This is a genomic window from Pseudomonas sp. TUM22785 (assembly GCF_028198105.1).
GTDB lineage: Bacteria > Pseudomonadota > Gammaproteobacteria > Pseudomonadales > Pseudomonadaceae > Metapseudomonas > Metapseudomonas solani.
This window is the reverse complement of record NZ_CP116239.1, coordinates 474,126-487,572: the sequence shown is the minus strand read 5'-3', so window position 1 is coordinate 487,572 and position 13,447 is coordinate 474,126. Positions and strand designations below refer to the sequence as shown.

Sequence of the window (13,447 nt, the reverse complement as noted above, 5' to 3'; positions counted from 1 at the left end):
TTGCGAGCGGTTGGAGCGGGGACTAGACTGCGCTCCCTATGAACCTGCGCGTACCCCAGATCCGCCACGACGACTGCGATGAGCTGGCCGCACTGTGCAAGGCCGGGGGCGACCCCCTGCGCCTGAACGTGCTGCGCGCCCTGGCCAACGACTCGTTCGGGGTGCTGGAGCTGGCGCAGATCTTCGCCACCGGCCAGTCCGGCATGAGCCATCACCTCAAGGTGCTGTCCCAGGCAGGGCTGGTGGCCACGCGCCGCGAAGGCAACGCAATCTTCTACCGCCGCGCCATCGCCCGGGGCGAGCGCTTCGGCGGCACCCTGCACGGGGCGCTGCTGGACGAGGTGGACAGCCTGCAGCTGCCCCTGGACGTACTGGCGCGGATCGCCGAGGTGCATGCCCAGCGCGAGGCGGTGAGCCGCGAGTTCTTCGCCCGCTCGGCGGAGAAATTCCAGGCCCAGCAGGACCTGATCGCCGGCCTGCCGCAGTACCGCGACAGCGTGCTGGCCCTGCTGGATGCACTGAACCTGCCGGCCAGCGCCTGCGCCCTGGAAGTGGGCCCGGGCGACGGGGGCTTCCTTCCCGACCTGGCCCGACGCTTTGCCCGCGTCACCGCGCTGGACAACAGCCCGGCGATGCTGGAACTGGCGCGCAGCCGTTGCGCCACCGAAGGATTGGGCAACGTCGAGCTCAAGCTCGCCGACGCCCTGGATGACGAACACGAGGCCGCCGACTGCGTGGTGCTGAACATGGTCCTGCACCATTTCGCCGCCCCGGCCGAGGCCCTGAAGCAGCTGGCTCACCACCTCCTTCCGGGGGGCAGCCTGCTGATCACCGAGTTGTGCAGCCACAACCAGAGCTGGGCCAGGGAGGCCTGCGGCGACCTCTGGCTCGGCTTCGAACAGGACGACCTGGCCCAGTGGGCCGGCGCCGCGGGGCTGACGCCCGGCGAGAGCCTCTACATTGGTTTAAGAAACGGCTTTCAGATTCAGGTGCGGCACTTCGCCAAGCCGGCTTCGAGAAGCGACCTCACCCACCGGTATTAAAGGAACCGTTAGATGAGCGAATACTCCCTCTTTACCTCCGAATCCGTCTCTGAAGGCCATCCGGACAAGATTGCCGACCAGATTTCCGATGCCGTCCTCGACGCCATCATCGAGCAGGACAAGCACGCCCGCGTGGCTGTGGAAACCCTGGTCAAGACCGGTGTTGCCATCGTCGCCGGTGAAGTCACCACCAGCGCCTGGGTCGACCTCGAGCAGATCGTCCGCGACGTCATCTGCGACATCGGCTACACCAGCTCCGACGTCGGCTTCGACGGCGCCACCTGCGGCGTGATGAACATCATTGGCAAGCAGTCCCCGGACATCAACCAGGGCGTCGACCGCGCCAAGCCGGAAGACCAGGGCGCCGGTGACCAGGGCCTGATGTTCGGCTACGCCAGCAACGAAACCGACGTGCTGATGCCGGCCCCGATCCGCTTCTCCCACGCCTTGGTCGAGCGCCAGGCCGAAGCCCGCAAGTCCGGCCTGCTGCCGTGGCTGCGTCCGGACGCCAAGTCCCAGGTCACTTGCCAGTACGCGAACGGCAAAGTGGTCGGCATCGACGCCGTGGTGCTGTCCACCCAGCACAACCCGGAAGTCTCGCTGTCCGACCTGCGCGAAGCGGTGATGGAGCTGATCATCAAGCACGCCCTGCCCGCCGAGCTGCTGCACAAGGACACCCAGTTCCACATCAACCCGACCGGCAACTTCGTGATCGGCGGCCCGGTGGGCGACTGCGGCCTGACCGGTCGCAAGATCATCGTCGACTCCTACGGCGGCATGGCCCGTCACGGTGGCGGCGCCTTCTCCGGCAAGGACCCGTCCAAGGTCGACCGCTCCGCTGCCTACGCCGGCCGCTACGTCGCCAAGAACATCGTTGCGGCCGGCCTGGCCGAGCGCTGCGAGATCCAGGTCTCCTACGCCATCGGCGTGGCACTGCCCACCTCCATCTCGATCAACACCTTCGGCACCCACAAGATCGCCGAAGAGAAGATCATCCAGCTGGTGCGCGAAGTGTTCGACCTGCGTCCCTACGCCATCACCAAGATGCTCGACCTGCTGCATCCGATGTACCGCGAAACCGCGGCCTACGGCCACTTCGGCCGCACCCCGGAGCAGAAGACCGTCGGCAACGACAGCTTCAGCACCTTCACCTGGGAGAAGACCGACAAGGTCGACGCCCTGCGTGCCGCCGCCGGCCTGTAAGGCTTCGCGACATGAAAAAGCCCCGCATTTGCGGGGCTTTTTCTTTGCTGTACCGGCACTGGCGAAAATCAGGAAATCTTCAGGCCGCCCCCGAGGTACATGAGACCCAGGCCGGCTGCCAGGACCAGCAGCGGAGAACGCTGCACCGGCTCGTTGGCCGCGAAGATGACCTGCGAGATCGGCGGGAAGATGAAGTTGAAGACTGCGCACAGCATGGAAACCTGGATGCCGCGCGCCACTGACCAGATCCAACCCGCCAACGCGATGAAAAAGCCTACCGTAGCCATTTGCCACTCCCTGTGAGAAAGAGCGGCGATCCTACCAGCGCGCGCCCTGTCTGCGTAGCCCGGACTTCAATCCAGGGTTTCACTCACCTTCGACCCCATCTGCACCCAGAGCCGTGAAGCAATGCAGCTTTCATTTCGCTGCTCTGTTGCTAGAATCCGCGCCCTCTCGCCCCTCCCTCACGGATGACTCAAGCGCCCGGGGCGAGCAAGCATTGGCGCTGGAGCCCAAGGAGATACCCATGCGCATCACGTCCATTCTTCCCGCCGCCCTGTTCGCAGCCCTGTTCGCCGCCCAGGCGCAGGCCGTCGACCTGGGCAACCCCCTGGGCGACAAGCTCAGCAAGGGCTGCGAGGAAAAGAGCGCGGAAGCACAGGCCAAGCTGGATGAGGCCAAGAAAGAACAAAGCGGCCTGGGTTCCAGCCTGCTCGGCTCGGTGGCCGACAAGGCCGAGAAGCAACTGTCCGAAGGCTGCGAGAAACTCGACGAAGCCCAGAAAGGCTGAGTCGCGGGGGCCGGCGCGAGTCGGCCCTTCCTGTCAGCCAGCGCCCCACGCCCACCTTCCCCGACGCAACGCCCACCGCTCGGATCCGCCGCTTTAGCGCCCCGCCCTATGCCGCCGCCCATCACGGTAGCCGGCTCCAGTCCCGCCAGTTTTGTTCCCATCCAGGCGCCCTGCCGCCTTCCGTGGCTCAACACACCCCCGCCTGCCGCCCAGGCACTCGCCCAAAGCGAAGCCGCCAAGGATGTTCTGCTACCTCCTTTCGGGCATGGAGCCCGTCCCACCCGCACGGAGGCCCACATGCCCACTCCCCTGCCCACCCGCCTGCTCACCCTGATCCTTTGCCTGCCCGTCTTCGCCCTCGCTGATTGCCCAGTCTGGAGCGATGCCCGCGCCGAGCGCGAACTGCTTGCCCTGCACAAACAATTGACCGGCTGGGAACACAGCTACCACCGCGACCGCCTGTCACCCATCCCCGACGAAATCTACGACCAGGTGCGTGCGCGCTTCGCCGAACTGCGCCAGTGCTTCCCCGCTGCCGTCGTGGAAGACACGCAGCCCCTGAGCTCCGTCGACGGCAAGCACCTACACCCCGTGGCCCAGACCGGCCTCGACAAGCTTGCAGATGCCAAAGCCCTGCAGGACTGGATGCGCACCCGCAACGACCTGTGGGTGCAGCCCAAGGTGGACGGCGTGGCGGTCACCCTGGTCTACCGGGCCGGGCGCCTGCAGCAGGCCATCAGCCGGGGCGACGGCGAGCGCGGCGAGGACTGGACCGCCAACGCCCGGCGCATCCCCGCCATTCCCGAGCGCCTCGCCACCTCCAGCGACCTGTTGTTGCAAGGCGAGCTCTACTGGCAGCTCCCCGGGCACATCCAGGCCCAGGCCGGCAGCCGAGGCGCACGCGGCACGGTTGCCGGGCTCATGGCCAGGCACAACCTGGGCGCGGAGGAGGCCCGGGGCATCGGCCTGTTCATCTGGGACTGGCCCGGTGGGCCGGAGGGCATGCTGCAGCGCCTGGACGGCCTGGCGCGCTTGGGCTTCACCGATACCCAGCGCCACACCCTGCCGGTACGGGACGCCGAGCAGGTGGCCCAATGGCGCGAACGCTGGTACCGCAGCGCCCTGCCCTTCGCCAGCGACGGCGTGGTGATCCGCCAGGGCGTGGCGCCTGCCGCACACACCTGGCAGGCGCGACCTCCGCACTGGGCCATCGCCTGGAAATACCCCTTCGCCCAGGCCCTGGCCGAGGTACGGCGGGTGGAGTTCCTCGTCGGCCGCACCGGCCGCGTTACCCCACGCCTGCTGCTGTCAGCGGTGACCCTGGATGATCGGCGCATCCAGCGCGTCAGCCTGGGTTCACTGGAGCATTGGCGTGAACTGGATATCCGCCCCGGCGACCAGGTCGCCATCGCCCTGGCCGGGCTGACCATTCCACGCCTGGAGTCGGTGGTGCTGCGCGCCAGCGAACGCGTGGCGCTGGAGGTGCCGGACCAGACGGCCCTGCACGCACTCAGCTGCTGGCGGCCGACACCGGGTTGCCAGGCGCAATTCCTCGCCCGGCTGGAATGGCTGTCCGGCCGCGGCGGCCTGGCCATGCGCGGCGTCGGCCCGGGAACCTGGGAGCGTCTGCTGACAGCCGGCAAGCTGGAAGGCCTGCTGGATTGGCTGGAACTGGAGGAAGAGGAGTTGCAGGGCATCCCCGGGTTTGCCCAGCGCAACGCCTCGCGCTTCAGCCAGGCGAGCGCCACGGCGAAACGCCAGGGTTTCCAGCGCTGGCTCAAGGCGTTGGGCCTGCCCCCCAGCGGCGATGCACGCCTGGAGGGTGGCTGGGAGCGATTGGCGCGCCGCACCCAGGCCGAGTGGCAAGCCACCCCGGGCCTGGGACCGGCCCGCGCACAGCAGCTGGAGGCCTTCTTCCGCCACCCGGAGGTGCAGGCCCTGCGCGAGCGCCTGGCAGCGGCGGGCGTCGAGGGCTTCGCTCCGCCTCAGTAGGCGCGGAATTCCTTGTGGCACGCCTCGCAGGCGTCCTCGGCCTTCTGCACCAACGGCGCCATGGCGTCCGGATTCAGCGGGCGGGCCGCGCTGGCGGCAGCGAGCTGGCCGGTGGCGGCTTCCAGTTCGCGGGCCAGGGTCTGGAAACGCTCCTGGCGCTGCCAGACTTCGTCACGGGCGTCGCTGTCGCCTTCATCACGCACCTTGGGGAAGTGCTGCCAAGGCTGGTGGGACAGCTGGTCGAGCTTCACCGCGTTCTCGGCGAATTTCTGCTCGTTGAAGTCGACACGGCCACGCAGCATGCCGCCCATGTCTTCACTGGTGTGCAGCATCTGCTTGAAGATCGCCTGGCGTTTGCCCAGGGGCGAATTGGGGTCGACACCGCCGCAAGCGGCGAGCGTCAGGCAGGCGGATAGCAGGATCAGGACAGTCGTTCTTTTCATGGCGAATCACGGGGTACTACGGCGGGCGGGGCGCACAGTATCGGTAGATGCCTGGCAAATACCAAGGGTGGCGACAGTTTGTCGCAGATCATTGCAAGGCTGATAAGCCGGGCGCGAGTGCCCATCCGCAACCACAATGACAACCAACCGAAACCACCCGAGCGAGGCGATTCCATGCACCTGCCCACCCTGCTTCTAGCCACTGCCGGCCTCGCGCTGGCAGGCAACGCCGCTGCCGCAGAAAGCCCACTCACCGGCTGCGCGGCCAAGCGCCAGGCCATCGAATCACGCATCGAACAGGCCCGCACCCACGGCAACGATGCACAGGTCGCCGGCCTGCAGAAAGCCCTGGACGAAGTGAAGGCCCACTGCACCGACGCCGGCCTGCGCCAGCAGCGCGAGGACGACATCACCAAGCGCCGCGCCGAGGTGCAGGAGCGCGAAGCCGACCTGCGCGAAGCCCAGGCCAAGGGCGATGCCGGGAAGATCGCCAAGCGCGAGGCCAAGCTGGCCGAAGCGCGCCGGGAACTCAGCGCCACCGAGGCGGAACTGCAGCGCTGAGCCCAGCACCCGCCTCAGGCGGAGACGAAGAAGAAGCTGGCGATCAGCCCCATGCCGGCGAACCAGACCAGCGAGCGCAGCGCCGCCCAGTCGGCCAGGTAGCAGACGAAATAAGCGATGCGACTGGCGACGAAGGCCATGGCCAGGGTATCCAGGGTGCCTTGCTGGGCACCGCCGGCGAGGTGGCCGATGACCACGGCGATGCCGAATGCCGGGGTGACTTCGAAGGCATTCAGCTGGGCGTTGTTGGCGCGCTTGCGCCAGCCCTCCAGGCCCGCGAGGAAGGTGCGCGGGTCATGGTTCTGCCGGGGGCCGAAATCCCCTCCGGTGAACTTCGCCGCGGCAGTGGACAGGTAGGGCAGAAACAGCGCGACCAGCACGCACCAGTAGGCTAGGGTCATTGAAGGCTCCAAGGGGACAGGGAAAGCCCCGAGGCTGCGCCAGGTACCGTTCGTCGTCCATGGCCGATAAAAACGTGCCGATCGGCACATCGGCCAATGGCCACGACTGTCCGTCGACGAGGTCGCCTGTTCTAATCACCCCTTTTTCAAGGACGAGAAAAGCCCATGCCCCGCCTTGCCATCCTCCTGCTCACCACCCTGCTGCTCAGCGGCTGCGGCTATAACGCCATGCAAAGTGCCGACGAACAGGTCAAGGCCGACTGGTCCGAGGTGGTCAACCAGTACCAGCGCCGCGCCGACCTGATCCCCAACCTGGTCAGCACGGTGAAGGGTTACGCCGCCCACGAACAGGCCGTGCTCGCCCAGGTGGCCGAGGCCCGCGCCCAGGTCGGCAGCGTTCGGCTCGACGCTGGCCAGCTCACGGACGAGCAGGCGGTGAAGAACTTCCAGAACGCCCAGGGCCAGCTCAGTTCCGCGCTGTCGCGCCTGCTGGCGGTCAGCGAGAACTACCCGCAGCTGAAGGCGGACAGCCTGTTCCAGGACCTGCTGGCGCAGCTCGAAGGCACCGAGAACCGCATCACCGTGGCGCGCTCGCGCTACGTCAAGGCCGTGCAGGCCTATAACGTGCTGGTCCGCCAGTTCCCCGGCAACCTCACCGCCATGGCCTTCGGTTACCAGCCCAAGGCCAATTTCAGCGTCGCCAACGAGGCCGAGGTGTCGGTGGCACCCAAGGTGGACTTCAACACCGCTCCGCACCGGGAGGGCTGACCATGCGCGCCCGCCTGGTTGCCCTGCTGCTGTCGCTGGCCTGCCTCTGCGCCAACGCCGACCAACCGGTACCCGCCCTCAAGCAGCGGGTCACCGACCTCACCGCCACGCTGGACGCCAGCCAGAGCGCAGCCCTCGACGCACAGCTCGCGGCCCTGGAGGCGGAGAAAGGTGCACAGGTCGCCGTGCTGATCGTCGCCAGCACCGGCGCGGACAGCATCGAGGCCTATGCCACGCGCGCGTTCGAGCAATGGAAGCTGGGGCGCAAGGGCGTGGACGACGGCATCCTGCTGCTGGTGGCCAAGGACGACCGCGCGTTGCGCATCGAGGTGGGCTACGGCCTGGAAGGCGCGGTGACCGATGTACAGGCCGCGCGCATCATCCGCGAGCGCATCACCCCGGCCTTCCGCGAGGGCGATTTCTTCGGCGGCATCCAGGCCGGCACCGACGCCCTCTCGGGCCTGGTGCGTGGCGAACCGCTGCCGGAGCCCAGTGCACGGGAGCCCCAGCCGGACACCATCAACCTGTTCAGCCTGTGCCTGTTCTTCGCTCAGTTCTTCATCGTGCCGGCACTGGTGAAACGCATCCCCAGACCCTGGGCACGTCAACACAGTGGCCGTCGCTACTTTTCCTGCATCGGCCTGGTGACCGTCGCCACCTTGATCTACTGCCTGACAACCGGCACGGCGCTCGACCTGCTGCTGTTCTTCACCCTCACGGCGGGCTTCATCAGCCTGTTCGTGTTCATTTTCATCCTCGCGCCGCTGTCCACCTGGAAGGTCAGCAGCGGCTCGAGCAGCTCGTCCGGCTACTCGTCGAGCAGCGACTCGAGCAGCTCGTCCAGCAGCTCGTCCAGCAGCTCCGGCGGAGGCTTCAGCGGGGGCGGCGGTTCCAGCGGCGGCGGCGGAGCCTCCGGGCGCTGGTAGCCATCAATCCTTGAACTGATCGCGGATGTAGCTGATCTCGGTCTTGCCGTGGGGGGCGGGCTTGCCGTCCTCGCCGAGGTTGACGAAGACCATGCGGTCGATGGTGAGGATGCTCTTGCGGGTGATCTTGTTGCGCACTTCGCAGCGCATGGTCAGGGAGGTGCGGCCGAATTCGGTGGCGGTGATGCCCAGTTCGATGATGTCGCTCTGGCGCGCCGAGCTGACGAAGTTGATCTCCGACATCAGCTTGGTCACCACGCGCTGGCTGCCGAGCTGGATGATGGCGTAGATCGCCGCCTCCTCGTCGATCCACTTCAGCAGGCTGCCGCCGAAGAGGGTGCCGTTGGGGTTCAGGTCCTCGGGCTTGACCCATTTGCGCGTATGGAAATTCATCTGTCGTTCTCCTCGCTTCGTTGACGCGAAGGATGATGGCAGAGCCCCATTGCGCTGTCCCGGCAGCGGAATCAATCGCGTCGATAGCGTGCTCGCCGCGCGACGGAAAGCCTTGGGCAGATCGCCTCACACGGCTATAATCCTCCGGTTTCACGCGGCTTCATGGCCGCGCCCGCCACCTGTCCGAGGGGCGCTGCAGCAGACCTGTTCCAGAAAGGGTTTGTCAGGCTCGGATGGGGCGTTACCCAAACGCATCAACGGCGCCCATTCGCACACAACGAATGGAGAGTTCGCATGAGCGCTGTTATCACGCCTGCCGATTTCAACGATTACAAAGTCGCCGACATTTCCCTCGCTGCCTGGGGCCGTCGCGAACTGATCATCGCCGAATCCGAAATGCCCGCCCTGATGGGCCTGCGCCGCAAGTACGCCGCCAGCCAACCGCTGAAAGGCGCGAAGATCCTCGGCTGCATCCACATGACCATCCAGACCGGCGTGCTGATCGAGACGCTGACCGCCCTGGGCGCCGAAGTGCGCTGGTCCTCCTGCAACATCTTCTCCACCCAGGACCAGGCCGCTGCCGCCATCGCCGCCGCCGGGACCCCGGTATTCGCCTGGAAAGGCGAGACCGAGCAGGAGTACGAGTGGTGCATCGAGCAGACCATCCTCAAGGACGGCCAGCCCTGGGACGCCAACATGGTGCTGGACGACGGCGGTGACCTGACCGAGATCCTGCACAAGAAATACCCGCAGATGCTCGAGCGCATCCACGGTGTCACCGAAGAGACCACCACCGGCGTGCACCGCCTGCTGGACATGCTCAAGGCCGGCACCCTGAAAGTACCGGCGATCAACGTCAACGACGCCGTGACCAAGAGCAAGAACGACAACAAGTACGGCTGCCGTCACAGCCTCAACGACGCCATCAAGCGCGGCACCGACCACCTGCTGTCGGGCAAGCAGGCCCTGGTGATCGGCTACGGCGACGTGGGCAAGGGCTCCGCCCAGTCCCTGCGCCAGGAAGGCATGATCGTCAAGGTGTCCGAAGTCGACCCGATCTGCGCCATGCAGGCCTGCATGGACGGCTTCGAGCTGGTCTCCCCCTACAAGAACGGCCTCAATGACGGCACCGAAGCCAGCGTCGACGCCGCCCTGCTGGGCAAGATCGACCTGATCGTCACCACCACCGGCAACGTCAACGTCTGCGACGCCGGCATGCTCAAGGCCCTGAAGAAGCGCGCCGTGGTCTGCAACATCGGCCACTTCGACAACGAGATCGACACCGCCTTCATGCGCAAGAACTGGGCCTGGGAAGAGGTCAAGCCGCAGGTGCACAAGATCCACCGCACCGGCGCCGGTTCCTTCGACCCGGCCAACGACGACTACCTGATCCTGCTGGCCGAAGGCCGCCTGGTGAACCTGGGCAACGCCACCGGCCACCCCAGCCGCATCATGGACGGCTCCTTCGCCAACCAGGTACTGGCGCAGATCTTCCTGTTCGAGCAGAAGTACGCCGACCTCTCCGCCGAGAAGAAAGCCGAGCGCCTGACCGTCGAAGTACTGCCGAAGAAACTGGACGAGGAAGTGGCCCTGGAAATGGTCAAGGGCTTCGGTGGCGTCGTCACCCAGCTGACCAAGCAGCAGGCCGACTACATCGGCGTCACCGTCGAAGGCCCGTTCAAGCCGGACAGCTATCGCTACTAACCAGCAGCGGCAAGCTTCAAGCCGCAAGCTGCAAGCGGGCACGTCTCGCTTGCAGCTTGAAGCTTACGGCTTGCAGCTGAGAAGGAACCCTTCTCCATGTCTCAAGAACGCCGCTACAGCTTCGAGTTCTTCCCCACCAAGACCGAAGCCGGGCATGAAAAACTGCTGAACAACGCGCGTCAGCTGGCTGCCTACAAGCCGGACTTCTTCTCCTGCACCTACGGTGCCGGCGGCTCGACCCGTGACCGGACCCTCAACACCGTGCTGCAACTCGATGGCGACGTGAAGGTGCCGACCGCGCCGCACCTCTCCTGCGTCGGCGACAGCAAGGCCGACCTGCGCAGCCTGCTCGAGCAGTACCAGGCCGCCGGCATCAAGCGCATCGTCGCGCTGCGTGGCGACCTGCCGTCCGGCATGGGCATGGCCAGCGGCGAGCTGCGCCACGCCAACGAGCTGGTGGAGTTCATCCGCGCCGAGACCGGCGACCACTTCCACATCGAAATCGCCGCCTACCCGGAAATCCATCCGCAGGCGCGCAACTTCGAGGACGACCTGGCCAACTTCGCCCGCAAGGCCAAGGCCGGTGCCAACAGCGCCATCACCCAGTACTTCTTCAGCGCCGACTGCTACTTCTACTTCGTCGACCGCGTACGCAAGCTGGGCGTTGACCTGCCGATCGTCCCGGGCATCATGCCGATCACCAACTACAGCAAGCTGGCACGCTTCTCCGACGCCTGCGGCGCCGAGATCCCGCGCTGGATCCGCAAGCAGCTGGAAGCCTACGGCGACGACCTGGACAGCATCCAGGCCTTCGGCGAGCAGGTGGTGACCGAGATGTGCGAACGCCTGCTCCAGGGCGGCGCCCCGGGTCTGCACTTCTACACCCTGAACCAGGCCGAACCCAGCCTGGCCATCTGGAACAACCTCAAACTGCCACGTTGAGGCGAAGGGCCGGCGGCAGGATGCGCCGGCCCCTTCACTCAAGGAAGAGACCATGACGATCACGCCACGCCTCGCTCCGCTCGCCCTGCTCATCGGCTTCGCCAGCCCCAGCGCCTTCGCCAGCTTCGACTTCGTCTGCAGCCCCACCTGGGCCATCGCCGGCGACCGCCTGCTGGGTTGCAGCAACCTGCCCTTCCTCAGCCCCGGCAACGACAGCCGCGCCAACCTGCAGCTGCTGCTGGCCGATGCCGGCCGCCTGCGCCTGCCGGAAACGCTGAAGTCCACCAGCGGCTACGAGGACGGCTACGCCCAGGTGCCCTTCACCCTGGAGATGCTCGACCCGGCCAATGCCGAGGCAGCCGCCAGCGAGGGCAACGGCGAAGGCGAAGAGAGCAATGCCGAGAACACCGAGGCCGAGCAGAAGGACCCGCGCAAGGAGAACCTCACCCTGGCTCTCGAGCAGGTAGGCGTGCAACTGGAAGAGAACGGCCTGGCCGAACACTACTTCGCCGAAGGTGAGGGCAACCGCTGCCGCACCAACGACCTCGACAGCACCCAGGCCTTCGTCGACCAGCTGGCCGGCACCGAGGCGCTCTCAGCCACCGAGCGCAAGGCCCTGGCCGATGCCCGGGTCAACCTGATGACCATCTGTGGTGAAGGCGACCCGCAACCCGAGGACGTGCTGCCCGCCGCTGGCGCCCTCACCTCCCCGGTGGCCCAGGCCTTCGGCGCCTACCTGACCGGTGCCGACGCCTTCTACCGCGGCGACTTCGCCGGTGCCGGCCAGCAGTTCGCCGGCCTCGCCTCCAGCGACCAGCCCTGGCTCAAGGAAACCGCCCTGTACATGCAGGCGCGCGTCGCGCTGAACCAGGCCCAGCAGGACGCCTTCGACGAGTACGGCATTCCCGACCTGGCGAAGATCGACCGCAACGCCATGACCAGCGCCGAGTCAGGCCTCAAGGCCTACCTGCAGGCGTACCCGGAAGGGCTTTACCGCGCCTCCGCCCGTGGCCTGCTGCGCAAGGTCTACTGGCTGCTGGACGACCCGCGCAAGTTCGCCGCCGAGTACGCCTGGCAGTTCGCCCAGGACGAGGACAGCGACCAGCGCAACATGAGCGGCCGCGCACTGATCGAGGAGCTCGACGTCAAGCTGCTGCCGGCGCTCAAGCCCGACGATGTCCAGGACCCGACCCTGCTCGCGGTGATGGACCTGATACGCCTGCGCAAACCCGGCAGCGACCTCAGCCCGACCATCACCCTGGAACAGCTGCAGGCACAGAAACAACGCTTCGCCAGCCAACCCGGCCTGCACGACTACCTCGTCGCCTCCTGGCACTTCTACCGCGGTGGCGATGCCGCCAAGGCCCTGGCCGCCCTGCCCGCCGGCGACACCCAGGCCCCCATGGGCCTGCTGGTGTTCAGCCAGGAAACCCTGCGCGGCCTGGCGCTGGAAGCCACCGGCAAGCCCGATGCGGCACGCGAGCTCTGGCAGCAGCTGCTGGCCCGCCAGCCTTCCGCGCTGCAACGCGGCCAGTTGGAACTGGCCCTGGCCCTGAACCTCTCGCGCAACGGCAAGGTGGCCGAGATCTTCGCCGCCGACTCGCCAATCCGCACCGCGCCCATCCGCGAGATCGTCCTACGCAACCTCGCCTCCGCCGACCTGCTGCGCCAGCAGGCCAAGGACAGCGCCGCCCCCGCCGCCGAACGTGACAACGCCCTGTTCACCCTGCTCTACAAGGAGCTGCTGTTCAGCGACTACGCCCACTTCCGGCAAGACCTCGCCCTACTGCCGAACCCGGCGCCCAAGGTGGAAGAAGGCGATACCTGGGCAGTGGGACGCTTCGCCTGGGCCGGCCAGTCCGCTCCCGGCGAGTACGCCTGCCCGCCGCTGGCCAAGGTGGCCGAACGGCTGGAGGAAAACGACGGTGATGGCCTGGCCCTGAACTGCCTGGGCGACTTCGTCCGTACCAACGGCCTGGACGGTTTCAGCCTCAACAGCCAGCCACCGGCAGACGAACTGGGCGGCTCGACCACCGACTTCCCCGGCCAGCCCTGGTCGCGCCTGGTCGGCTACCAGCGGACCATCGACGACCCTCACGCCAGCGCCGACGAGATGGCCTACGCGCTGTTCCGCGCGGTGAACTGCTTCGCCCCCGCCGGCTACAACACCTGCGACGGCCAGGACATCGACAAGGCCCAGCGCAAGCAGTGGTTCCAGGACCTGAAGAAGGACTACCCGGGCAACCCCTGGGCGCAGAAGCTCAAGTACTACTGGTAAGCG

At 66.8% G+C, this 13,447-nt stretch carries 14 protein-coding genes and 1 riboswitch; of the genes, 10 read left to right on the top strand and 4 right to left on the bottom strand.

Going from position 1 to position 13,447, the window contains the following annotated elements; translation table 11 throughout:
- Positions 1-38: 38 nt before the first annotated feature.
- Both PI990_RS02320 and metK read left to right on the top strand, forming a co-directional pair.
- Entirely contained in the window at positions 39-1,043 is a 1,005-nt protein-coding gene (locus PI990_RS02320) for an ArsR/SmtB family transcription factor (RefSeq protein ID WP_184488438.1), read from the top strand.
- A 12-nt stretch (positions 1,044-1,055) separates the two neighbouring features.
- Positions 1,056-2,246, top strand: a complete 1,191-nt coding sequence (gene metK / locus PI990_RS02315; protein WP_184488437.1) for a methionine adenosyltransferase — start codon at positions 1,056-1,058, stop codon at positions 2,244-2,246.
- 68 nt (positions 2,247-2,314) lie between these two features.
- On the opposite strand, the gene PI990_RS02310 is transcribed toward metK, so the two are convergent.
- Positions 2,315-2,533, bottom strand: a complete 219-nt coding sequence (locus PI990_RS02310) for a hypothetical protein (RefSeq protein WP_043240802.1) — start codon at positions 2,531-2,533, stop codon at positions 2,315-2,317.
- A 239-nt stretch (positions 2,534-2,772) separates the two neighbouring features.
- Between PI990_RS02310 and PI990_RS02305 the strand changes: the two genes are divergently transcribed.
- Both PI990_RS02305 and ligB read left to right on the top strand, forming a co-directional pair.
- Positions 2,773-3,036: a hypothetical protein gene (locus tag PI990_RS02305; protein WP_021218398.1), complete on the top strand. Its 264-nt coding sequence runs from the start codon at positions 2,773-2,775 to the stop codon at positions 3,034-3,036.
- Between the two features lie 297 nt (positions 3,037-3,333).
- Entirely contained in the window at positions 3,334-5,028 is a 1,695-nt protein-coding gene (gene ligB, locus PI990_RS02300) for an NAD-dependent DNA ligase LigB (protein ID WP_410478739.1), read from the top strand.
- Here ligB and PI990_RS02295 read toward each other — a convergent pair.
- Positions 5,022-5,471 (bottom strand): c-type cytochrome, encoded by a 450-nt coding sequence (locus PI990_RS02295; RefSeq protein ID WP_021218396.1) that lies wholly within the window; start codon positions 5,469-5,471, stop codon positions 5,022-5,024. The genes ligB and PI990_RS02295 overlap by 7 nt on opposite strands.
- 174 nt (positions 5,472-5,645) lie before the next feature.
- On the opposite strand from PI990_RS02295, the gene PI990_RS02290 reads away from it, so the two are divergent.
- Positions 5,646-6,032, top strand: coding sequence for a DUF1090 domain-containing protein (locus PI990_RS02290; RefSeq protein ID WP_271659711.1), 387 nt, complete (start codon positions 5,646-5,648; stop codon positions 6,030-6,032).
- 14 nt (positions 6,033-6,046) lie between these two features.
- Here PI990_RS02290 and PI990_RS02285 read toward each other — a convergent pair whose 3' ends face one another.
- The gene (locus PI990_RS02285; RefSeq protein ID WP_271659710.1) at positions 6,047-6,433 is read right to left on the bottom strand and encodes an MAPEG family protein; all 387 of its coding nucleotides are present in this window, start codon (positions 6,431-6,433) and stop codon (positions 6,047-6,049) included.
- Between the two features lie 165 nt (positions 6,434-6,598).
- Here PI990_RS02285 and PI990_RS02280 point away from each other — a divergent pair, with 165 nt between their 5' ends.
- Positions 6,599-7,201, top strand: coding sequence for a LemA family protein (locus tag PI990_RS02280; RefSeq protein ID WP_271659709.1), 603 nt, complete (start codon positions 6,599-6,601; stop codon positions 7,199-7,201).
- 2 nt (positions 7,202-7,203) lie between these two features.
- Positions 7,204-8,127, top strand: coding sequence for a TPM domain-containing protein (locus tag PI990_RS31495; RefSeq protein WP_271659708.1), 924 nt, complete (start codon positions 7,204-7,206; stop codon positions 8,125-8,127).
- Between the two features lie 3 nt (positions 8,128-8,130).
- Here PI990_RS31495 and PI990_RS02270 read toward each other — a convergent pair whose 3' ends face one another.
- Complete coding sequence (locus tag PI990_RS02270; protein WP_021218391.1) at positions 8,131-8,520, bottom strand: acyl-CoA thioesterase; 390 nt, start codon at positions 8,518-8,520, stop codon at positions 8,131-8,133.
- A 179-nt stretch (positions 8,521-8,699) separates the two neighbouring features.
- Positions 8,700-8,793: riboswitch (S-adenosyl-L-homocysteine riboswitch) on the top strand.
- A gap of 21 nt (positions 8,794-8,814) precedes the next feature.
- Between PI990_RS02270 and ahcY the strand changes: the two genes are divergently transcribed.
- The 3 genes from ahcY (at position 8,815) to PI990_RS02255 (ending at position 13,444) form a co-directional block, all read left to right on the top strand.
- Positions 8,815-10,224: an adenosylhomocysteinase gene (gene ahcY / locus PI990_RS02265; RefSeq protein WP_021218390.1), complete on the top strand. Its 1,410-nt coding sequence runs from the start codon at positions 8,815-8,817 to the stop codon at positions 10,222-10,224.
- Between the two features lie 96 nt (positions 10,225-10,320).
- Positions 10,321-11,166 carry a methylenetetrahydrofolate reductase [NAD(P)H] gene (metF, locus tag PI990_RS02260; RefSeq protein ID WP_184488430.1) on the top strand — a complete coding sequence of 282 codons (846 nt, stop codon included), beginning with the start codon at positions 10,321-10,323 and terminating at the stop codon, positions 11,164-11,166.
- Between the two features lie 52 nt (positions 11,167-11,218).
- Positions 11,219-13,444 carry a hypothetical protein gene (locus PI990_RS02255; RefSeq protein ID WP_271659707.1) on the top strand — a complete coding sequence of 742 codons (2,226 nt, stop codon included), beginning with the start codon at positions 11,219-11,221 and terminating at the stop codon, positions 13,442-13,444.
- The last annotated feature ends 3 nt before the right edge of the window (positions 13,445-13,447 follow it).